Annotated in this window: 21 protein-coding genes and 1 pseudogene; 11 read left to right on the top strand and 11 right to left on the bottom strand. The window is 37.6% G+C overall.

Features of this window, described 5'->3' with window-relative positions:
- Window positions 1–51 precede the first annotated feature (51 nt).
- Window positions 52–1,251, bottom strand: coding sequence for an acyl-CoA dehydrogenase family protein (locus AC4BHP_RS03215; protein ID WP_490551288.1), 1,200 nt, complete (start codon window positions 1,249–1,251; stop codon window positions 52–54).
- A gap of 365 nt (window positions 1,252–1,616) precedes the next feature.
- On the opposite strand from AC4BHP_RS03215, the gene AC4BHP_RS03210 reads away from it, so the two are divergent.
- The 4 genes from AC4BHP_RS03210 to AC4BHP_RS03195 all read left to right on the top strand — a co-directional run bounded on the left by AC4BHP_RS03210 (window position 1,617) and on the right by AC4BHP_RS03195 (window position 7,211).
- Complete coding sequence (locus AC4BHP_RS03210) at window positions 1,617–3,449, top strand: XylR N-terminal domain-containing protein (RefSeq protein ID WP_140461641.1); 1,833 nt, start codon at window positions 1,617–1,619, stop codon at window positions 3,447–3,449.
- Window positions 3,450–3,775: 326 nt separating this feature from the next.
- A complete protein-coding gene (locus AC4BHP_RS03205; protein ID WP_139891640.1) occupies window positions 3,776–4,990 on the top strand; it encodes an MFS transporter in 1,215 nt (404 codons plus the stop codon).
- A gap of 326 nt (window positions 4,991–5,316) precedes the next feature.
- Entirely contained in the window at window positions 5,317–6,279 is a 963-nt protein-coding gene (locus AC4BHP_RS03200) for a fumarylacetoacetate hydrolase family protein (RefSeq protein WP_139891638.1), read from the top strand.
- 38 nt (window positions 6,280–6,317) lie between these two features.
- Window positions 6,318–7,211 carry a VOC family protein gene (locus AC4BHP_RS03195; protein ID WP_490551287.1) on the top strand — a complete coding sequence of 298 codons (894 nt, stop codon included), beginning with the start codon at window positions 6,318–6,320 and terminating at the stop codon, window positions 7,209–7,211.
- A 181-nt stretch (window positions 7,212–7,392) separates the two neighbouring features.
- Here AC4BHP_RS03195 and AC4BHP_RS03190 read toward each other — a convergent pair whose 3' ends face one another.
- The 5 genes from AC4BHP_RS03190 to AC4BHP_RS03170 all read right to left on the bottom strand — a co-directional run bounded on the left by AC4BHP_RS03190 (window position 7,393) and on the right by AC4BHP_RS03170 (window position 10,861).
- Complete coding sequence (locus AC4BHP_RS03190) at window positions 7,393–7,596, bottom strand: transcription initiation factor TFIIIB (RefSeq protein WP_490551286.1); 204 nt, start codon at window positions 7,594–7,596, stop codon at window positions 7,393–7,395.
- Between the two features lie 97 nt (window positions 7,597–7,693).
- Window positions 7,694–9,496, bottom strand: a complete 1,803-nt coding sequence (locus AC4BHP_RS03185) for a S9 family peptidase (RefSeq protein WP_490551285.1) — start codon at window positions 9,494–9,496, stop codon at window positions 7,694–7,696.
- A gap of 80 nt (window positions 9,497–9,576) precedes the next feature.
- Window positions 9,577–9,990 (bottom strand): VOC family protein, encoded by a 414-nt coding sequence (locus tag AC4BHP_RS03180; RefSeq protein WP_490551284.1) that lies wholly within the window; start codon window positions 9,988–9,990, stop codon window positions 9,577–9,579.
- A 28-nt stretch (window positions 9,991–10,018) separates the two neighbouring features.
- Window positions 10,019–10,471 (bottom strand): GNAT family N-acetyltransferase, encoded by a 453-nt coding sequence (locus tag AC4BHP_RS03175; protein WP_490551283.1) that lies wholly within the window; start codon window positions 10,469–10,471, stop codon window positions 10,019–10,021.
- A gap of 33 nt (window positions 10,472–10,504) precedes the next feature.
- Window positions 10,505–10,861: a VOC family protein gene (locus tag AC4BHP_RS03170; RefSeq protein ID WP_490551282.1), complete on the bottom strand. Its 357-nt coding sequence runs from the start codon at window positions 10,859–10,861 to the stop codon at window positions 10,505–10,507.
- A gap of 179 nt (window positions 10,862–11,040) precedes the next feature.
- On the opposite strand from AC4BHP_RS03170, the gene AC4BHP_RS03165 reads away from it, so the two are divergent.
- Complete coding sequence (locus AC4BHP_RS03165) at window positions 11,041–11,208, top strand: hypothetical protein (protein ID WP_187393466.1); 168 nt, start codon at window positions 11,041–11,043, stop codon at window positions 11,206–11,208.
- Between the two features lie 82 nt (window positions 11,209–11,290).
- Here AC4BHP_RS03165 and AC4BHP_RS03160 read toward each other — a convergent pair whose 3' ends face one another.
- Together AC4BHP_RS03160 and AC4BHP_RS03155 are read right to left on the bottom strand one after the other, a co-directional pair.
- A complete protein-coding gene (locus AC4BHP_RS03160) occupies window positions 11,291–11,869 on the bottom strand; it encodes a hypothetical protein (protein ID WP_490551281.1) in 579 nt (192 codons plus the stop codon).
- Window positions 11,870–11,920: 51 nt separating this feature from the next.
- Window positions 11,921–12,484, bottom strand: a pseudogene (locus tag AC4BHP_RS03155) (DUF6434 domain-containing protein).
- A gap of 579 nt (window positions 12,485–13,063) precedes the next feature.
- On the opposite strand from AC4BHP_RS03155, the gene AC4BHP_RS03150 reads away from it, so the two are divergent.
- Complete coding sequence (locus AC4BHP_RS03150) at window positions 13,064–13,744, top strand: DUF421 domain-containing protein (protein WP_490551280.1); 681 nt, start codon at window positions 13,064–13,066, stop codon at window positions 13,742–13,744.
- 165 nt (window positions 13,745–13,909) lie between these two features.
- Here the strand turns inward: AC4BHP_RS03150 and AC4BHP_RS03145 are convergent, their stop codons facing one another.
- Entirely contained in the window at window positions 13,910–14,110 is a 201-nt protein-coding gene (locus AC4BHP_RS03145) for a cold-shock protein (protein ID WP_066107773.1), read from the bottom strand.
- A gap of 328 nt (window positions 14,111–14,438) precedes the next feature.
- Here AC4BHP_RS03145 and AC4BHP_RS03140 point away from each other — a divergent pair, with 328 nt between their 5' ends.
- On the top strand, window positions 14,439–15,437 hold the full coding sequence (locus AC4BHP_RS03140) for an acrylyl-CoA reductase family protein (RefSeq protein WP_490551279.1): 999 nt from the start codon (window positions 14,439–14,441) through the stop codon (window positions 15,435–15,437).
- Between the two features lie 213 nt (window positions 15,438–15,650).
- The gene (trhO, locus tag AC4BHP_RS03135; protein WP_066107775.1) at window positions 15,651–16,616 is read left to right on the top strand and encodes an oxygen-dependent tRNA uridine(34) hydroxylase TrhO; all 966 of its coding nucleotides are present in this window, start codon (window positions 15,651–15,653) and stop codon (window positions 16,614–16,616) included.
- 118 nt (window positions 16,617–16,734) lie between these two features.
- Here trhO and AC4BHP_RS03130 read toward each other — a convergent pair whose 3' ends face one another.
- On the bottom strand, window positions 16,735–17,454 hold the full coding sequence (locus AC4BHP_RS03130) for an SGNH/GDSL hydrolase family protein (RefSeq protein WP_490551278.1): 720 nt from the start codon (window positions 17,452–17,454) through the stop codon (window positions 16,735–16,737).
- A 303-nt stretch (window positions 17,455–17,757) separates the two neighbouring features.
- On the opposite strand from AC4BHP_RS03130, the gene AC4BHP_RS03125 reads away from it, so the two are divergent.
- Window positions 17,758–18,024: a ribosomal maturation YjgA family protein gene (locus tag AC4BHP_RS03125; protein WP_490551277.1), complete on the top strand. Its 267-nt coding sequence runs from the start codon at window positions 17,758–17,760 to the stop codon at window positions 18,022–18,024.
- A gap of 43 nt (window positions 18,025–18,067) precedes the next feature.
- Here the strand turns inward: AC4BHP_RS03125 and AC4BHP_RS03120 are convergent, their stop codons facing one another.
- A complete protein-coding gene (locus tag AC4BHP_RS03120) occupies window positions 18,068–18,685 on the bottom strand; it encodes a histidine phosphatase family protein (RefSeq protein ID WP_490551276.1) in 618 nt (205 codons plus the stop codon).
- A gap of 213 nt (window positions 18,686–18,898) precedes the next feature.
- On the opposite strand from AC4BHP_RS03120, the gene AC4BHP_RS03115 reads away from it, so the two are divergent.
- Together AC4BHP_RS03115 and AC4BHP_RS03110 are read left to right on the top strand one after the other, a co-directional pair.
- Entirely contained in the window at window positions 18,899–20,251 is a 1,353-nt protein-coding gene (locus tag AC4BHP_RS03115) for a 3' terminal RNA ribose 2'-O-methyltransferase Hen1 (RefSeq protein ID WP_490551275.1), read from the top strand.
- A complete protein-coding gene (locus AC4BHP_RS03110; protein ID WP_490551274.1) occupies window positions 20,241–22,832 on the top strand; it encodes a polynucleotide kinase-phosphatase in 2,592 nt (863 codons plus the stop codon). The genes AC4BHP_RS03115 and AC4BHP_RS03110 overlap by 11 nt, the downstream gene beginning before the upstream one ends.
- Window positions 22,833–22,870 lie beyond the last annotated feature (38 nt).

Below are 22,870 nucleotides of genomic sequence, written 5' to 3'. Positions count from 1 at the left end.
AAACTATATAAAAAGTTCACTAATAACTGCTTATTTTTCAATAAAATTTACTTAATAACGAACCGCATTAGGTTGTAGACCAACAAGCTGACGCCCATAATTTTCCTGGGTAATAACCGTCGACAATGAACGGTGGGAATGCAATGTAATAAAATCACGAATCAATCGCTGCATTGGGCTCGCATCATATACAAATCCTGATCCACTTGCTGCTAAAATATGTTGTACTGCCTCATTCATTAATTTGTTACTATAGCCGATATCTGCCAGTACTTTTAATCTCTCATCACTTGGCATAATTGTTTTTTTCTCTGCCCATTCATCAATTTTTTTGGCAATATTCATTAAGTAAATTTCGGCTGTTTCGATTTTTAAAGTTGCTTCAGCAATTAATGAATGCGTGCTTGCTGCATCCTTAATCATTTTTACCCCCATATGCTGGGCTGTACGATACGGCAAACTAGCATGAAACTTATCAAGCATCTCTTTTACGACCCCTAATCCCGGCAATCCAAGCGATAAAATTAAACATGGAAACAAAGCAGAATGATATAATGGGATATCCCGTAAATGCTCTGATTGAAAGTTTCCATTTAAAATGTCTACAAAGGATGTACAACGATGATCGGGTATAAAAACATTCTTCATACGGACTGCATTACTACCAGTACCACGAAGCCCCAATGTATTCCAATCATCTTCTATTTCCAATTCACTAAACGGCAGAGTTGCTAGTAACTGCTTTTCAATTTCACCTTGTTCGTTCTTCAAATACATGCCAAAATAACCCCATGTTGCATGTAAAGATCCCGAACAAAACATCCAATGTCCTTCTTCAACGAGGTAACCGCCATCAACCTTTTTCACTTCACAAGAACGTGGCTCATACACTCCGGCAAATAATACATCTTCAGGATCGTTTACGAAAATCTCCAAATGAGCTTTTTCTGTAAATGATTCAGCCACCATCATTTCTCGTATTGCGCATAAGGAGGCAATCCATCCTGTAGACGTACAGGCTTTTGAAATTTCAACAATAACCTGGCTGTATGTTTGAATACTGACTTCAAGTCCACCATATCGTTTAGGGCGAAGCATTTTGAAAATTTGATTGTCTTTTAATTGTTTAATAGTCGATTCTGGAATTCTGCGAATTTCTTCAGTTTCCTTAACACGTTTGCGAATATCATCTGCAACCGCTTTCGTTTTTGTCATAAGATCCAATTCTGTTTCTTTTAAAATTGTATCCATATGTTCAACTCCTTATCTGAATGTATCTTTAATTTATCAAACCTACTTTCATAAAAGTCTGATTAAATTATTTGAATTTTCAACCTTATTTCCAATAAAAACTACCGAATCATAAATAAAATACAATGGTATTATCTGTATCAGTTCCTCTAATCCCATGGCCTTTCCCCTACCTAATCTGGCATTCCTTCAATCTGGCATATAGAAAAATATCACCTCAAATTTACCGATTATCTTTTAGGCACTTTGCACTAATGGATTTTAGATAAAGTATTTTCAAAATTTTTATAAAATTAAAATTATATCTGCTAATATATACTGTAAGCGCTTCAATTAAGTATTTATTAGTTAGAGGAGGTATTCTTATGACAACAAATTCTACTAATATAGCAGATAAAGAACTTTTTACAACAGCCAATACGATTGGACTATTACGAAAAGAATTAATAGAAACATTAGGTTTGGAGCATGCAAAGATTTTCTTACAGCGTTATGGATGGAATATCGGGGTCACTCATGCCAAAGAAGTAGAACAGCGTCCATTAAGTTTGCGTGAAAAGCTTGATAGCGCATCAGGTTACCATCTCAATTCCGGACAAATTACAGATTTAATCTCCAATCGCATTTTAGAGCTGAATCCCGATGATACGGTTCGTTTTATGCATGCAAAGGGGGTTTGGATCAATTCTTACGAAGTAACTGAACACACCAAATATTTCGGAAAAAGCCAAACCTGTATTTGCCATACATTAGCAGGCTATTCAAGTGGTTACACATCCTACTTAACCAAACGTAAAATCTATATTGTAGAGGTCACATGTAAAGCTAGAGGGGATGATGAATGTGCCTTTGAAATGCGCATGATTGAGAATTGGGATGAAGCAACACAGGCACAATTTAAAAAAATTCACCAATCCCGTATGATTGATGAACTAAACCAGACATATGAACAATTGTATGAAGAGAAAAAACTAACCGAGAAGGTATCTTCATTCCATAACAACTTAACCCTTGGAATCGCCCAAGGTATGCGAATAGAACAAATTTTAGAAACAATCTATGATAATTTAAACGTTCCAGTCATCCTTCAGGATTTAAATTTTAATACCCATCACTTAATTGGAATTACTGAAGAAGAATTAAATGAGTTAACCTTAGATTTTGCCAGCCAGATGCCTCAAACACGTTCAGGGAAGATTTTAATGCAGCATCTTGAGCCGATGCACTCTATTCAAGTAAACTGCGAAAAACATATTCGCCTGATCAGCCCCATAAATGTCCAAAACCAAATTATTGGATATATTTCGTTTATTTATCGGTCAACTGACCATAACTTCAAAGATGAAATGAATTTTCTACAGCGTGCTGCTAATTCCATATCACTATGTTATTTGAATGAAAAGTCGAGCTTAGAAGCAATCGAGAACATGAAAGCGTATTTTTTCGAGCAACTTTTACAACAGCAGTATACTTCCAAAAGCAATATGATTTATCGCAGTTATTTACTCCAGATAGATTTAAATGAAGACTTCTATATTGGAAACTTACGCATTACCAAAAAGGGCATTCCTATTAAAGATTCCATCATGATTAATAAAATAATCCAGTCTTTTACTATTTATTTAGAAATGCATCAAATCCCTATATTTATTACAGAATTTCAGGAAGAAGTGACGTTTTTATTCCCAAAAATTGATAAAACACAAGAAATACTAAGAAATATATTAAAACACCTGCATCGTACATTCAAAAACCATGAATTCCGTATTGGATTAAGCCGGGCTATCCATGATATAGACGATATTCCAGAGGCAAAACGGCAATCCATTACATCACTTAATGTCAATAAAGCCAGTGATATCATTTATTTTGAAGATACAAGTGTGATGGGATCAATCATTAACCAAACTAATAGCTCTATCATTATCGAAATCGCGCAACGTGAATTAGAGCCCATCCTATCATTGAAGCCAAATAAAAAAGAGGAGTTTCTTAAAACTCTTTACGCATTTTTAAACAATTACGGGAATTTGCAACAAACCATGCTGGACTTGAATTTATCCATGAGCGGATTAGTCTATCGAATTCAAAAGCTAGAAGAACTACTACAAAAAGACTTAAGAAATTCCAAGCACTCCTTTGAGTTGATGTTGCTCTTAAACTCTCTAATTATTCTTGGTGAAATTGAAATTGATTAGCTCTCTTTTTTCAATAAATTTTAGTGAGATACGCAGATTTTTATATACTTTCTAAAATAGTCTAATTTACACCTTTATGCTCTTTGCCATATTGATTTTTCGTTATTTAATGGAGTAAAAAACAAATATCTTTTTACAAAATCAATGAATTTTTCCCCTAAAAATCATTGATTTATGCCTCGATTATCTGTGCTATTATCGAGTGTAATCTAAACGTAAGGAGTTCTGCTCATCTTCATGACGATTATCGCATGAGTTGTTATAACAAGAGGATAGTAGTGAGGCTGCTTGCGTATAGAAATAGTAAAACAGGGGGGTATTAAAAGATGGCGAAGGCAAAGAGTACTGCTTTCTTGAAATTTTTAATTGTTTTAATTGCATTTCAGGACGTTGCTGCCGGGGTTGCAGGATCTATCATGGCCGATTTAATTAAAGCGTTCCCAAACTACAATCCGTCGGTAGTCATGTTAATTGCTACTATCCCAGGATTTTTTCAAATAATACCTTCATTGCTTTATGGGAAACTGGCTAATAAGTACTCAAAACGAGGATTATTATTTACAGGACTAGCCTTCTTCATCATTGGCGGTATCATGCCATTTTTCATTGATAATCTCTTTTTAATTATTGCCTTCCGTGGACTATTGGGACTTGGAGTCGGCATTACATTACCATTATCGGTTGATATTATCACAAGTTTCTTTGATGGTCGTGATCGTGATTTCTTAATTGGTTTGGGAACATCCACAGTTGCATGTATCGGAGCGATTTTCTTCCAGGTAGTCGGAGGTATGCTGGCTGATGCGTACAATTGGCAGTTTGGCTTTTTAGTTTACTTATTCCCGATCTTGATTTTAGCACTCACCTTCTTATATTTGCCTGAGCCTAAAAAACAAGAAGTACACAATGCATCCTTTAAAGAGATCCTGTTCTCTGCACCAAAAACCGTTTATGGTTTTACGATTGGCCAAGTTATCTTCACAGCATTGGTGTTTGGGTATGTAACAAATATTTCTATTATCATCCAAGCGGAAAACCTTGGGAATGCTACGGAGGCCGGTTTTGCCATCTCTTTATTCACCTTTGGTACCTTGGTTGTCGGACTTTTCTTTGGTCCCATGCGCCAACTTTGGCCAAACTTCAATATTCCCTTTGGAATTTTACTAACCGCTGTTGGTATCTTATGGTGTTATTATGCAAACACTTTAATGATGATCAATATGGCTAGTTTTCTTGGAGGAATGGGATTAGGAATTGTGATTCCAGGCGTACTCGCCCGAGTATCTGAATTGTCAAACCTTGCGAAGGGTATTTCCTTTGTAGGATTCGCTGCTGCGGCCCAAGGATTAGGTGGTATTACCAGTTCGTTTATGTACCAGTTTTTACTTAATATAACAGGCCAGGAAAACGGCCGATTCACTCTGCTTCTAGCATCTATTGGCCTATTCCTTTTAGCGATTGCTTGGTCTGCGGTCACGACTCTCATCAAAGAAAAAGACTCACAATCAAACGCAACCTCAAAGACCACACATATTATTTAACGGTAAGTATTTACCTAATTCGAGAATAAAAATGATCTCATAAGGAGAGTCCCTATGAGATCATTTTTATTTTATAGTACTTTATTGCCGAGTAATTCCGTAAATGTGGAATTCCGAGAAACGATATTACCAATTCCCTCCAACCTTGGTATTTTGTCCAGTCGCATAATCAGATAACGGTAAGCCAAGTTCTTCCCCCAGTTAGATTGATTCAATGATTTTTACTTAATTTCATTATGTATTTCAATAATTCTTATTCTAGTTAAGTGCCTTTTCTATCATCTACACTTAAACAAACAAATTATTTTCTGGGAGGCTATCAAAATATGGGGACAAAATTACTTCGATTCAAACAATCAGACCGTACATATTGGGGTGTTTTCAGTGAACAAATCCGCATTGTTGAACACGAGGCTGAAACCTTACATGACTTACTATCTAACGGTCGAGAGGCAATTGAGCGGGCAAAACACACCGGAACAATTATTTATACAGATGAAATCACAATCCTATCACCCGTAACAGATGATGCAAATATATTTTGTCAGGGTACAAACTATAGCGTACACCGTGAAGAAGCTGGTTTTACTAAGCAAAAGCCACCATATAACTTATTGTTCACAAAGGCATCCAGTACCTTAACATCTGCCGCTGCTGATATTATTTGCCCAACTCATGTTCAACTATTGGATTATGAAATCGAACTGGGATTAATTATTAAAACTGACATTACTGAGCCCATCCAAATTACAGAAAATAATTTAGTCCATTATATTGCTGGAATAGTGATTGCCAATGATATTTCGGCGCGTGATGTTCAAATTCTGGAACAGCAATGGTTCAAAGGAAAAAGTTATCGTGGTTTTTGTCCGGTGGGACCATATATTTATTTACTCGATGAAGATGAATTTCCTTACTTGAATCAATTGGAATTACATTTACAAATAAATGGTGAAACACGTCAAAGGGTTTTAACTGATCAATTATTATTTAAACCGACGGAAACACTGACTGAGATGTCAGAGATTTTTAATTTAAAAACTGGTGATTTAATTTTAACAGGTACCCCAGGTGGAGTATGTCTTCGTTTAAATTCTGAAATCATCAACCATATTTATGATAATACAATTTCACATCAGGATAAAATTGACCATTTTATTGAAACTCAACAAAACAATGGTTATTTAAAATCTGGAGATATCATGCTTCTCGAAATAAAAAGCACGGATGGTTCCATTGATTTAGGTGTACAAGAAAATAAAATAATACAGGCAGCTGCTGTAAAGTAAAGGGGCGTCCACATGATTCAGTTTTCCGGTTAGGGTTTGTGACGTTTTTTTCGAAAGATGTTGAGGCCATGGTCGATTACTATATCACTGTTCTCGGATGTAAGCTTGTAGAACGCGGAGGAGACGGAGTTGCCTATATCAGTACAGGTGCAGAACATCATAATATTGTCATTCAACCAAGTAACGAAAGTTTCATGGAAGGAATCGGATGGCAAGTAAATCCTGAAGTATCATTAGAATACGTTCAATCCCTTTTAGAAGAAGAAGGAATCGTAAGTGAGCTTGTCCATGATAGACAAGTTGGAATACCTGAACAATTGCAGTTGCATGATCCGGATGGAAACCGCATTTTTTTATATCATAGTATAGACTACAGCGCTCCCGGATACGCAACATCCGGTATTATTCCTACTAAATTGGGCCACTTATCAATCAGCGTAAAAGATGCGAAGAAAACGGTGGACTTCTACCACCATATTTTAGGTTTTTACAAAACCGACCGTATACTTGATTTAGCCAACTTTTTAACATGTAATGAAGATCATCATACGATTAATATCATTCAAGGTAAAAAATCGTACATGCATCATATTGCCTTTCAATTACGCAATCCCGCTCATAAATATGACAGCTCTGATATTTTAATGAAACACAATATACCAACAATTTGGGGACCCAGCCGCCATACAGCTGGTCACAATATCGCGTCTTACCATCTAGATCCCGATAAGCATGTCATTGAGTTATATACGGATATGGATAAATACATTCCTGAATTAAATATTTTGGAGCCACGCCCGTGGCACAAAGAATTACCCTTACGTCCAAAAACATGGCAATCCTTCGAACACTGGGAAACACAATTTGGCGATACATTGCCTACAGTTGAAGATTGGAAACAAGATTGCCCTAAGGCTATCTTCCCTATATAAAAATAAACTTATATTTCTGGTACCTCATGAAATGTCCCTATTTGTTGAAACCAGACAAAAAATGCTTGGATCATATAATTCCAAGCATTTTTGATATCAGTAAGTTTATGTTCCCTGGGTTTAAGCGTTGAATAGGGTCAACACTTTATTCAGCTAATTCTTTTCTTTTTAGTCATCTTTCTCAGTAAAGTGTTTCTTTAAATTTCTCCGGCTTTTTCACATAGCCTTCGATGATAAATCCACATCCGGTGCAAATCATGTATTCAATCTCTGAACCTATACTTACTTTATTTTTGGGGTACATGACTCCATATCCGGTATGTTTCCCGATCCCCAGCTCTTTCTCACCACATTGAGGACATTCTTTTACTTTAGAACGCTTCACGTTAGTCCCTCCACTCGAAAATCTCAATTCATTTTCTTCATAAGGAAAACGCCACAAACTCCAGTACATTACTTTTCGCCGCTCGAGAAAATCTAGGCTAGGATTTTACTTCCACAAGACGATGCTCTTCAAAAAAAGCTAAAACCCTGCGATACACAGCGATTTCATTCTCCTTTTTAGAGAATCCATGTCCTTCATCCTCCATGACCATATAGGAGATATCTCTCCCCTTTTCCTTAAGAGTCTCCACAATTTGGTCTGATTCCGCCTTTACAACTCTTGGATCATTGGCACCTTGGATAACAAGCATTGGCTTTGTCATCTGCTCAATATAGGTAATAGGTGAGTATTCTATCAATTTCTCGCGATCTTTTTCGGGGTGGCCTACCCAAGCATCCATGATTGGTTTCCAATCTTCCGGCACTGAATGAATAAAGGAAAATAAATTGGATGGCCCAAAAATATCTACCACAGCCTTAAAGTAATCAGCATGGCGTCCATGTAAAAGCAATGACATATATCCACCGTAACTGCCTCCGATCAGGAAGATATCACCTTTCTTCGTGTATCCACGGTCAATTAGCCAATCCAGACCAGCGATAATATCCAATCGAGCTCCTGCACCCCAGGCACGCTCTACCATTTTGGTGAATGTTAATCCATATCCCTTCGAACCACGGAAGTTAGGAGTAAAAATACTATATCCATTATCTAGAGCATATTGAAAGAATGGAGTAAACCCTTTCCGTACGGCAGACTGCGGTCCCCCATGGACCCAAAGAACCATTTCTCCTTTATCATTTTCTGGTTTTGCTTTATATAACAGCCCTTCAATTGGAAGACCGTCAAAAGATGAATACGTAATAATCTCGGGTTCTACTATATCCTCCTTCTGAACACCAGCCAGGGTATTATCAGTAATTCCGACCCATTCATCCTCACCAACCTGCTTAAAAATATTTGCAAGTGTGTTTGAACTTTTTCCGAGCAAATAAAGGGAACCAGAATTAGAAACAACCTTTTTCGTTAGGAGGTCACATGGTGGGTTCAATTTCACCCATGCTTGATTCTCAATATGATAGGCATATAAATAATCCCGCACTCCTTTTTCAGCAGTAATATAGACTATTTTGTTTGTCTGATCGTATGTAAGATTGGTGAAGCTCTCCTGTGGCAATTCTTTAAGCTTAGTAAACTCCCTGGTTTCCAAATTAAAGCTTGCTAAATAAGAAAAATCCGCATCATAATCCGTGATTAAATAGACCTCCTGATCCGAAACGAAAACAGCTTCACTAACGGTATGCTCCTCATCAGTTGGCGGAGTTAGCAGGATATTTTCATCCGCTTTTTTCACATAATATAGAGAATTAGTATTAGAAAATTGTTTGGTATAGAGAATAACGGATTCATCCTCACTCACTTCCGCTAGAATGGTAATGCCTCCGTTCCCATCCAATACTTTTGTCTCTTCCCCCGTGTCCATTTGTAAGCAATAGCTACTGAGGAAAGACGCATTTTCTTTGGTAGATGTATAGTATAATCGCTCGCCGTCCTTCGATAGAAACGGATGAAAATTACGTGTATTCTCTTGAAAAACTAGCTCCATCAAGGCACCGCCATATGTCGGCATGGCATAAAATTGAGTATTCTCATCACCGTCATGATCAAAGCCAGCTATAACAAATCTTCCTTTTGGGTCATACAGTAAATACTCAGATGGCTGATCATTGAAGGTCAGCCGATATGGAAAGGCATTAGGCATATTCATCGCCCAAAGATTATATTTTCCACTTATATTGGTACTGATGATAATCTGTTTTTCATCGGGGCTGACAGCAAAATCAATCATAGAAACAGTTCGCAGCAATTGTTCTACATCTGGCTTTGGAAATGTAAACATAAACATACTCCTCATATTCATTTTTTGTGATACACAATCAATCTAACCAACTTTATGTAAAACATATGAAAGATAACGACTTACAGCGAATAGTTGTCCTTAAATCTTGGACTTAATTCACTCCAGACATCAAATATATGACCATCTAAATCATAAAAAACAAAATTCCTTCCTGGGTGCCCTCGATCTTCAATGTCACCTACCCTTACATTCTTCTCCGTTAATTCCATATGAAGCTCTGTTAACTTTTCCAATCCATCTACTTCAAAGGTAATCGAAAAACGTTCACTTCCATGCTTGTCTATAAAATTAGAACTTTCGCCATCTGGTGCATGAACAAGGAAAAAACTTTGATTTGCAAGATTAATAATCGATTTATCCTCATCTTTATAGCTTAATTCTGCTCCAAGCTTATCTACATACCATGCTGAAGACTCTTTAACATCCTTTACAGGAATATAAAATGTACCAACTCTTATTAACTTATTTTTCATGCCATCCTCCCTGTAATCAATCTGGTCATTACCAATCCTTCGCCATAATGATAAATCGATATGATTCTCCTCTTATGTCATTCATGAATTCTCCCACTTGTTGAAATCCTTCTCTTTCATACACTTTAATGGCCCGGTGATTAAAGTCCACTACGGACAACTCTAAATGGTCATAGTGAAAAAGGGATCTCCCTTGCTCCACAATGGCATGGAAGAAAGCAGGGCCATGTCCTTTTCCAGTCATAGATGGCTTCATCTGAATTCCAACTGCCAGTATCTCCGCTTCATCCTCATCGCTTACATCAAAAAACTCGCAGTTACCTACAAGTTCACCCCATTCATTTACTACCGATAATTCCCGTTCTTTTTGCACACTTTGCCTAAAGCTATCTATCTTTTCTTGCTGAATTGAATTATCGTACGTCCAAGATAAAAAGTCCTCTATATCCTCTTCGGTACGTTTTCTTAATAAATACTCCATATTTTTGCCTTTTATCTAATTGTATTTAGGTTGCTACATCTCTTCGTTCATATTTTCAAAGAAGCCTAAACGATTTCCCCATGGATCTGTAAATGTGGCCCATTTAACTGGTACTCCTTCACGGGAGTAGATTTCAAAAAAATCAATATGCAGCTCTTCCATCATTCTTTGTCTTTCTTTTTCTATAGATGTAACCTCAAGCCGAAGCGGACCACTTCCTTCTGCCGGTGTCCCTTTAGCGACTTGCAGCCAGCCCCCGGGAATTATCTCCCACTCTGCAAAATCAGCATGCGGCTCAAGATCTGGTGTCCTGTTCAAAAATACTTCATACCATTTCCTGCCTTGTTCAAAATCAGCCACACGGACCTGATACGTCATTTCAGCTACCAAGAATATTTCACCTCCTTTAATAGTTCATAATATTGCAAAAATTTTATATAGAATTTCTGAGGGCAACACACACATAGGTGATAAATGATTTATTTACTCTTAACTAAATAGATTCTTACCTTAAGAGGAAAAAACCCATAAGCAAAAATGGCATAATATTCTAAAGTGAGGTGGATTTTATGTTGAACATCGGTGACATCATTTATCAGTTGTTTTCAATTTTAGTTGTTATCTTTTTTATTGTGATGATTGTATCTTTCTTTCGTTCTTCAAAAAAGCGGAAGGAACAGCTAGATCGAATTGAAAATAAATTAGATAAACTGTCAGGGCAATCAACTAAAAATTAGCTCGGTTTATAAGCCGGGCCTTTCTGTTTTTCTTTGCTGGATTATTTTATAAAACTATTGCTAAACTCTACCAAGACAGCTATTATTTCTTTTTACTCAAATCAAAACGAGTTATTTCTTTTTTGCCCAAGGATACAATTAAAGTTGCCTCCAGTGCGTTCTCTTTTAAATGTTCTAACTTGTCTACAGAAGGTACTGGAAGAACTTCCTCTGTTTTTTCTTCAACGCCTAAATCATAATAGATGGTGAATTCTCCTGTTTCTTTTTCTTCAATAATAGCAGTATAGGAATAGCTGAAGCCCAAGCCTGAACCTTCATAATCTGCCGGTTCAAAAATATTAAAGCCCATCACTTCATTAGAGGCGGTTACTAATTTTTCGTCAGGTTCAATCCTAGCCTCCAAGCCTACTCCTTTACTTATGTCTCCAATCTTTTTATTTCCTACATTTTTAATCACAAATGTGTAATACAGGGCTGTAGGCACGACTTCTTTTCCTGCGTTCTCACCTTCCTGCAGAATAGTGGATCCCGTTTTGTTTTTTTTATCATTCACAATCTCTGCTTCTGCACTGACCAGTTCTAGACGTGTGTTCGTGGAGCAAGCGCTAAAAATGCAGATAACGACAAATAGGAACGTAAACAACAAACTAAATCGTTTCATGCAACCTCCTTTTTCCTGCCTATATGTTTGATAGGCAGATCTTAGAATTCTTCACACATGGTTAGATGAATAGCGATTGCTGCCAGGAAGCTGCTTGATCTTTTTCCAGGCTTCTACCGCATCTTTGTACTACTTCCCTTGATTGTCCGGGTCAGCAAAATAATCACGGATGAATTGATTGTATAAAATTGTGGGGGAATTTTTTTCGTATAGGATGAATCTTTTTTTCGTTCCTCACACCAGGTAGTCATCGCCTCACGGTAGGTTTTCCCGGCATGATTTTTAAAATATTCCTAGATGTGGGTCGTAAAATGAAAGGTAGGAATGACCGTTTGAAAAAATGCTCTTACTTCTTGACTGCAACGGTAATTTTCTTTGATGATTGTATCGAGGCTTAAGTTTTTTTCTGGTGTTTGTTGTTTTACATAGGCCTTTACTTTTCTAATCGGCTTTTTTATTTCTCCTGTTTCAAGAAAGGATTCGATTGGAAATCTCAATCTTTGAGCCTGAAACAGCAAGTCCATTTTCTCTGCAAAATGATTGCAACTCTTCCTTCAACCAATAAAAATCCCTAAAACTTTGGACACTACTACTTCTAGTAAGCTTAGGTCTCAGCAGGATTCACCTCCATATATATCCATTTAATTATAGAAAACTAGTACTTATAAATCAACGTACATACCGAAAATGAATTTTACTAAAATTAACAGGATAAATATATTAGCCACGTTTTTAATTATATGCTATAATCTAGTCAACCTTTAAAACTGTTATACTATTTTATGCTTTACTGTTTCATTTGCCTTGCTCTCTTCGCCTTGAGCAGGGCATTTTTGTTTCTTCCCCTAAAACTACCCTATACCAACACAAAAGAAGTTCGATATAATAAGGCATTAAACCCCATTGGATTAATTCCCCGATATTTATTTCTAAATCTTCCAGTTCTATCTACCCGTTTTAATATGGTTTATATTTCACGCTGTTACACTAATTCTCTCAGCTGTATAATGTTCTACTTTTATATTATGAATGGATAATGCCATTATTCGTAACTTAGGAGACTTCACCAAATTAGCATAAGAACCATTTTGGGTTAGCAATTCAGGTAATAGCTCATTTGTATATTCAATGCTTTTTTAAGCATAATGAGAAGATAAACACTACTGTACTGTGAGAATTTCGGAGGATAGAAACGTGGATTTGATAAGTTTAGGATTAATAGCAATGAAAGTAATGGTTGGATTTATATCTCTAAACATCATACTCATTTTAACTGGAAGAACCTCCATTTCCCAATTAACCCCATTCCATTTTGTTTTTATTCTTTTGCTCGATGATTTTTTAGGACATATCATATATGAAAATAGTGTAAGTATTTTAAAATATCTATATGCAGTTGGAATATGGACTTTTTTAATGATTATTTTAGAGTATGTCACACTTAAGTTTTCAAAGATTAGAGTTTTCATTCAGGTAAAGCCAATTATATTAATTAAAAATGGCATAATTGATTATAAAGCCGTCAAAAAAGCAAGGTTGGATCTACATCAACTATTAAGCATGTTACGGCAAAAAAGTGTCTTTTCTGTAAGGGAAGTTGAATATGCAATATTAGAATCTAATGGTCAAATAAGTATCGCTCTGAAATCTAAATATAAAAATCCGACAATCGAGGATTTAAACCTTACTGAAAAACAAGTCATGCTACCGCGAACCCTTATTAGCGATGGGAAAATTATACGTGATAATTTAGCAGAATGTGGATTTGATGAAAATTGGTTGATTAGTGAGTTGAATAATAAAGGTTTTGATTTAAAAAGCATTTTTTATGCTGAGTGGAAAAGTGATGAAGGGATACACATTTCACCTAAATAAAAACGCTGTGTATAAACGTTTTCTAGTAGAGATAGATAGTTTTCCGTACAATTTAATTCTCAATCCTCAGGAAATACATACTAATAATACTCATTCAAACAAAGCTTAGACAAAAGAAAAACAGATCCTGTAACCAGGATCTGTTTTATTTATGTGTCGATCAGATTAGTTTTTTTGAACGTTAGTAGCTTGTGGTCCACGTTGACCTTGTTCTACTTCAAAAGTAACTTCTTGACCTTCGTCAAGTGTTTTGAAACCTTCACCTTGGATAGCTGAGAAGTGTACGAATACATCGTCTCCACCTTCGCGTTCGATAAATCCGAAACCTTTTTCTGCGTTAAACCATTTTACTTTACCATGTTCCATTTTTTGTTGCCTCCTAGTGTGCTAACACACAATTGTATTACTATCCTTGCTTTTCGATCGTAAGACGACAATAATTGTTCAACTTTCAACCGCATCAAACAAAAATAATTCTACCTAATAATAACAGGTTCTGAACGGAAGTGCAAACGATTACCTCAATTATTTTTAAATTTTTCTTCAAATCATGATTTTTTTGAAACTCTTTTGCAAGATTATACCTATTAAAGCGATGGTAAATAAAACAAATCATCAAAAATCACTTTTACAAAGAAGGTTCAACGTTCATTATATAATGGTATATAGTGAAGAAAAGGAGCTGGTAAGAATAATGGGTCAAAGCTATAAAGCGTTAATCGTAGATAAACAGGATGAACAAACAGCAATCAAATTTATACAAAAACCGTTACATACCCCACAAGATGGCGAAGTTCTCATAAAAGTAAAATATTCAGGTGTAAATTATAAGGATTGCCTAGCTACAATTCCGAATGGAAATATTGTGACTTCATACCCGATGGTACCAGGCATCGACCTAGCAGGTACGATTATTTCATCGACTGACACTCGCTTTAAGGAGGGTGATGAGGTAATTGCTACAAGCTACGAAATCGGTGTATCCCGTGATGGAGGATATGCGGAATATGCTTATATTCCTGCTGAGTGGGTTGTCTCACTGCCAAAAGGGCTCACTCTCAAAGAAGCCATGATCATTGGTACAGCTGGATTTACCGCTGCATTATCCGTCCAGCGTTTGGAGGAAAATAAGGTAACTCCTGATCAAGGTCCTGTGATTGTTACTGGAGCTACAGGCGGTGTAGGCAGTTTCGCGGTCTCCTTCTTAGCAAAACTCGGATTTACCGTTGAAGCCAGCACAGGAAAATTAGAGGAAGCTGAGTACTTAAAATCAATCGGTGCTGCGAATGTAATCTCAAGGGATGAAGTATACAACGGTAAGGTTCGCGCCTTAGGAAAACAGCGTTGGTCCGCTGGTATTGACCCTGTTGGCGGGGAACCTTTAGCATCTCTTTTAAGCCAAATTAAATATGGCGGTTCTGTTGCTGCCAGCGGACTGACGGCTGGCACGAAGATTCCCTCCTCTGTATTCCCATTTATATTAAGAGGGATTAATTTATTAGGCATCGATTCTGTACAATGCCCGATGAATACACGCCAAAAAATTTGGGAACGTTTAGCTACTGATTTAAAGCTCAATCAGTATGAGAATCATATCCAGCAAGAAGTAACGCTCGAAGAACTGCCAAATGTATTTCCTGTCCTTCTAAAAGGGGAAGCACGCGGCAGAACAATCGTTGTATTCCCGGATTAAAGAACTCTAATCAACACCAATTCTTTTCAATAGAAGAATTGGTGTTTTTTTATGCACTAACCACCTATCTCTTTATTTTCCAGAGGAAATAAGTTGTTTAATTAGCACATTTTACTAACAATTGTTATAATGTTTTGATGTGTAAGAAAAGTATCTAAAAATCACCTTTTGAATACGTATCTTGCAAATATTAAAAAATAGGTGGTAAGAACCATGACAGAAAACAAACCATACAGAGTTTTGCTTTATTATTTTTATACTCCAATTGAAGATCCAGCTGCATTCGCGGCAGAACACCTTGCATTTTGTAAGGGGATTGAACTGAAAGGCCGTATACTTGTGGCCAAAGAAGGAATTAATGGTACGGTTTCCGGTACTGTGGAACAAACAAATGCTTATATGGATAAGATGAAGAACGATCCTCAATTCGAAGGGATTGTATTTAAAATAGATGAAGCGGACGGTCATGCGTTTAAAAAAATGCATGTAAGACCACGCCCTGAGCTTGTTCATTTATCTTTAGAAGATGATATTAATCCGAACGAATTAACTGGGCAGTATTTGAGCCCAAAAGAATTTTTCGAGGGCTTACAGGATGAAAACACAATTGTTTTAGATGCGCGTAATGACTATGAATATGAACTTGGACATTTCCGCGGCGCCATCAAGCCGGACATTGAAACGTTCCGCGAGCTTCCTCAATGGGTTCGTGATAATAAAGAAATGTTTGAAGGAAAACGCGTCCTAACCTATTGTACAGGCGGAATCCGTTGTGAGAAATTTTCCGGTTGGTTAGTAAGAGAAGGATTTAAAGATGTCGGTCAGCTCCATGGCGGGATTGCCACATATGGGAAAGATCCGGAAGTACAAGGTCAATTATGGGATGGACAAATGTATGTATTCGATGAAAGAATCGCTGTTCCAATTAACCAAGTAGAACATGTGATCGTCGGAAGAGATCACTTCGATGGTGAACCGTGTGAACGCTACGTTAATTGTGCAAACCCTGAATGTAACGATCAAATTCTTTGCAGTGAAGAAAATGAGCATAAATATATGCGCAGCTGTACAGATGAATGTCGTGTACATCCTCGCAATCGTTATGTTGTAGAGCATAACTTAACTGAGGAAGAGGTTGCAGAAAGACTGCGTAAACTAGAATTAATATCAGCTGAATAATAAATATGGAGACCTTTCAATTGAGAGGTCTCCTTTTAATTATACGATTATATGCTTTTCATCAGCGCCCTATTGTAATTACCCTATTCCGCTCTCAATCTCATCATAATAGCGAAAATTATTGTTCCTGCAGTACTTTTTGCGGGGCTAGCTTACCTAAGTTATCATAAATCTCAGCCGCCATAATCTTATAGCCTTTTTCGGTCAGATGAATACCATCTTCACTGATTAAATCCTTTAACTGACCTCTGTTTTTCAGCGCATTCCTTACATCAATCAGGAATACATCCATTTCTTCTGCTATATTTTTTACGGTTCGATTATACTTACTGTGCCAGTAGGCTATTCCCCCCACCTTGCATATCCATTGACTCACTTCTGTACCGAAACGCTTGGATATTGTCTGATAATAGCGAGCCGGATCCAATGGAGGCAGCGTGGTTAAAACCGGTGTAATTCCATTTGATTTTAATTTGGTAATAAGCTCTTTTAAATTATTGGCATACCGTGATAGAGGCACTTTTGGCTGATGCTCGTCATTCGGTTTAGCCGCTACTTCCTTCCAAACAAAGTCACAATCATTCCCGCCAATCCCAATAATCACGTAGGTCGGTTCTTCTTGAATAACATCCTTTTCAAGTCTGGATAAAAGTAAATCAGAGTTATCATTGAATACTCCCTTATTGATCACTTCTGCCCGGCTAATCTCTGGATTCAATTTATCCTCTGACATAAGCTTTTGTAAATAGGCAGGATAATTATTTCTTAAAATTCTCAAACGACCCTTAACATAGGATACTCCCCTAGTTAAACTATCACCAAAGCATATTAATTTCATAGGCCATCCCTCATATCTCTTAGTAGTTTCTGTGTTGCAAAGCATGATAATCCTTTGTTACTTTAATTATATCAAGAATATTTCAAAAATTACTTGATAGATGTTTATATTCTTATAGATTAAAATTTGCCGTTATAAAAAATAGTAAATGAGTGAATGAATATGAATCCAACCAACCATATAAATAGATTCTTTTATTTAGCAGCCATTACTCTATGTATCATTCTCGGATTAGCTTCCCGTATATATAGTTCGATCCTGCATACTTTTGTAGCTCAGCATGCCGGAGATGCTTTATAGGCAATGATGGTCTATTTTGGGTTTCGATTTCTTTTCGTTCAAAAGAAACCATTTACTGCTTTTTGGTTCAGCGTCCTATTCAGCTTCGGGATTGAATTCAGCCAGTTATATCAAGCAGCATGGATTAACCAAATACGAAACACAACCATCGGGGCTTTAATCCTCGGTAAGGGATTTCTGTGGATAGATCTATTGCGGTATACACTGGGTATTATGATGGCAGTAATCATAGATTGGTTGAAAATAAACTCTATTAAAACAAATAAATGATAAATTCAATCAGCCTACCTTTCCTCCTTCTGATATAGACATCCTATATAATAATCTGTCTATGTGATAAATCCCCTTCTAGGACGATGTTAAAACCATCTTCCTCTATCTTTACAACAGTAAGACTCGTATCATGGATAAAAGGAGGATCCCATAGGCTCTCAATAGAGGTGTTTTTGAAAATAGAATAGAAGCATTTTATGACAACGGAGTGAGTAACAATCAGGATATTGCCTGATTCATATTCATGCTGAATACGATTCAATATGTTCACCGCCCGTTCTTTAACTTCTACAAATGTTTCCCCTTTTACAGGCTTATATAAATGGGGATTGTTCCAGAAAGCATCAAACTCGTCTGGATAGGCAGCCTCGATGACTCCTTGTGTTTCTCCCTCCCATTCTCCCATGTTAATTTCTTGTAGATTTTCATCAAAGGCTAGCGGAATATCCCGATTACCCATAATATATGTTGCTGTATCTGCTGCTCTGCCACTCGGGCTTGAATAAATAGCTGTTAAATCAATATCCTGCAGTCCTTTGCTCAGTGAAATCGCATTTTGGACACCCTTTACTGTTAAAGGTGAATCTAATCTTCCCTGCATTCTTTTCTCCGTATTCCAAACTGTTTCTCCATGCCTGGTTATATAGAGTGTAATCAAATTTCCCATCCCCTTAAATCAAAGCTACTCTGCATTCTGTATAGTATCTCATTGCTATTCTTGCAGATTCCTTCCTGGCAGTAAGTCCACTTCATTTATTCTATCCTCCATTGCTAAACCCCTCTTTGAGCCAAAAATAATATGTAACCTTCCATAGCTTAAAATGGTATTATTAGTTTATTATTTTAATATTTTCCATATCGGAGTGATACGATGCAATTAACTATGAAAGCGACCGGTGATCATGTACAAGTCTTATCCTATCTGCTTGCTAAAAACCCAACCTCCCTGTATGAACGGTCCAGTAAAGGACATTTAGTTCGTCTTTTTTATAGTAGATTTGAAGAAAAAGAAGTGGAAGCGACTATATTTGTTACACCCGATCCAATCGAGCTGTTGGATCATCAGTCCAATCAATATGAAATCACACATTATATAAATGATCGTGAATTTGCCGTAAGCAGTATTTTCTGCTCGTTTATACGTAACGCTCTTGGAACTGCCCTGAATGGACAGCCGAAAGAGGAATATAGACAATGGGTCAGCCATACTTTTCCTTTTCAATTTACCCTTGGACCTGTTTCATCAGAATTAACTGATCAAGAAATAGAGCGTTTATTTAGTCCGCTGGGGTTTGAAATCGCCATCACACATGGTAAAAATACGTCCTCCCCAACTAAATCGGCAAGAATGATCACCCTGGATGGGGTAACAACCCTGCAAAATGCTTTAAGGCAGCTATTTGTCCTCATCCCTGTGCTTGATAACTATAAGCACTATTACATAGACGAGAAGGAAGTTGAAAAGCTTCAACGTTATGGACAAGGATGGCTTGAGGATCATCCAATGAGGTCATTTATTTTACAAAGGGCCTTACGATTCAAGGAATTATATGAACCAACAGAAGCACCTAAAAAGCTGGATAAGGAGCAAAAAACTCCATCCAAACCATCTCTGGCTGCCCTTCGCTATGAAAAAATACTGAAAACAGTCAGTGAACTTGATGATAAAGAGACAATTGTAGATATGGGTTCAGGTGAGGGAAAGCTTTCTCTCAAACTAGGATTTCTGGATGGAGTTAAAGAAATCCTGGCAGTCGAGCCATCTGAGCATATGACATTACAGGCAATCAAAAGGTTCGAAAAAGTGGCAGGCAAGGTAGGATTCCTTTCTCCCACACTGATTTGGGGTTCGCTTTTTTATTATGATGAACGTTTAAAGAATAAGGATTGCATGATTTTATGCGAGGTCATTGAGCATATTGATGAGGCACGTTTACCCAAAATCATGAGAATGATCCTGGAGGATTATCGGCCAAAAACTCTTATTATCACAACACCAAATAAAGACTACAACGCTGTATATGACTTACATGAACACTTCCGCCATTCAGACCATCGCTTTGAATGGTCGAGGCAGCAATTTGAGGACTGGTGCAGGATGAACGTGGCCAATCAGCCATACAATCTTCAGTTTCAAGAAATTGGCGATATTCATGAACAGTATGGCTCACCTACTCAAATGTGCATTTTCAAACGAAAGGAAGGCCAAACAGATGAACATTAACATACCAAGCGCAGGGATTATCCTTTTAGTCGGTCCCTCCAATTCAGGTAAAACCACTCTGTTATCCAAATTAATCAGTAATCAAACACTCCTCCCTTCCGAGGTTGTCAGTTCAGATACTTTCCGGCATATCGTTGGGGATACCGATTTTATAGATTGGAAGAACCGCTCCAAAACAGAAGCAGATTATCTAGTGGAACACTATCATTCCATCTCAAAAAAAGCATTTGAGGTCATGTACTCTGTCATAGAGGCTAGATGTCAGTTAAATAAGCTAACTTTCATTGATGCCACTCATCTTAAGGCCGATGATCGAAAGAAATATATTGATATTGCCAGGAAGCACCACTTGCCTATCATTGCCCTCATACTGGATACGGATCAACAAACACTTCTTGAACGGGATGAAAAGCGCGAGCAGCCAAGAGGAAAACGACGAATTAAACAGCAATACCAGACCTTCAAAAGCGAAAAACGTTTTATCAAAAAGGAAGGCTTTCGAGCAATCTATGGAATTAAGGATATAAATGAAGTCTCTCTTCACAGGCTGGAAAATCCGCTATATATGGATGTCGGCAGCGGTCTTGATCTAATTGGTGATATACATGGCTGCTATGAGGAAATGATTGAACTACTCGAAAAGCTAGGTTATCAAGCTAAAGATAGTGGCTTGTACATTCATCCGGATGGTAGAAGGCTTGTATCTGTTGGAGATATTATGAGCCGCGGCCCCCACTCTTTAAAAACAATGCAATTTTTCGAGCGTCATATAGAACATGGATTGGCATACATGATTGATAGCAATCACGGCTGGAAAATCGCCCGCTGGCTGGATGGACGTAAGGTTACCCTCAAGCACGGAGATGAGCAGACAGCAGACGAGTTTAAACAATTTGAAGACAAGTACAGCTCTGAGGAAGCAAATCTACTTAAAAATAAGATGAAGAAGATGCTGATAGAGGCCCCTTCTCATTATGTGTTTCTACAAAATGACGTACCTGTACTGGTTTGTACTCATGCCGGGATAAAGGATGACTATATCGGCAGACAATCTCAAGAAATCAGTGATTTTTGCCGTTATGGAGATACGGACGGCTTTGATGAAGCTGGAAAACCCCGCCGGAAGGATTGGTTTGTTAATCATAACAGCAGCCCGCTTATTATATGGGGACATGATCCGAAACCTCAGCCCCTGCGCATCAATAACACGATAAATATAGATCAGGGTGTTGTTTTTGGCGGCCAGCTCACTGCCTTCCGTTATCCGGAGGAAAAATTCGTCAGCGTAAAAGCCCGGCAGGATTATTCAAACAGCGATGACAACCCCTTGATGGAATGGGAAAGGAATCGATTAAATCCGCCTAATATCGGCAGCTTTATAAATGGGTATTCTGTCCTGACAGAAGAGTTCGGTGAAGTAAAATTGTATAAGGAGCATGTGAAGGCTGCCATTGATACAGTTTCGCATTTCACCATCCCTATAGAGAAATTGCTTTATATTCCGCCAACCATGAGCCCTACTCCAAAGCCCTCTCAGCTGCCGGATTATTTAGAGCATCCAAAAGAAGCGATTGATTATTATCGCAATCATGGTATTCAAAAGATGATTGCCGAAAAGAAACATATGGGCAGCCGTGCTGTTTTATTACTATTCAAGGATCTGCCCTCCGCTCTTCATTATGTTGGATATGAAACGCTTGGTGTTATTTATACGCGAAGAGGCCGACGCTTCTTTGACTCCATCACTGAAGAGAAAGTGGTTCACGAATTACATTCTGATTTGATCAATCATGGCTATTTCGAAAAATATAATACGGATTTTGTTTTGCTGGATGCGGAAATTATGCCGTGGAATCTGAAAGCGAAGGAGCTTATCCAAAACCAATATGCGCATGTTGCTGAAAATGCCATCATGGATCGAAATTCTCTCAAAAACAAGCTGGAACAGGCCGTATCAACAAATTCCGAACTCCACAGTTGGCTAAACGAATATATTGAAAAATTGGCAAATGCGCAGAATTTCAAAAAAGTATATGAAACCTATTGCTGGGAGGTCGAGGATATTCACCAAATTCAGATTGCTCCCTTTCATGTCCTAGCCCACAGCAAGGAAACTTTCTTTGACCAACCGCATCTATGGCATATGCACATGAATCGTGAATTAGCCGCTCTATCCAAATTCTTTATTGAAACCGAATTTAAAGTAATCGATAGCGAGGCGAGCGAGCAAGATGTCATAGAATGGTGGAGGGAAATGACTGAGGAAGGACATGAAGGCATTGTCATCAAGCCTGAAACTTTTATCGCTAAAGAACGAGGTAAGCTGTTGCAGCCCGCTATTAAAGTAAGAGGCAGAAAATATTTATCGATTATTTATGGGATGGATTATTTATCCCCTGCTAATCTAGCACGCTTGAAAAATAGAAACACCTCCAAAAAACAAAAATTGGCGTTACGTGAATTTGTTCTCGGAGTAGAAGGCATTCGCCGCTTTGTCAACGGAGATTCCCTGCAGCGCGTACATGAATGTGTCCTTGGCACACTCTCTCTCGAATCAGACCCGGTCGACCCAAGGCTGTAAGATACAGAACGAAGGAAGATGAACCTGTTGTGATTGCC

The organism is Pradoshia sp. Z4_20, assembly GCF_058216035.1.
The sequence above is the reverse complement of the archived record's forward strand: the minus strand, read 5'-3'. Positions and strand labels throughout refer to the sequence as shown.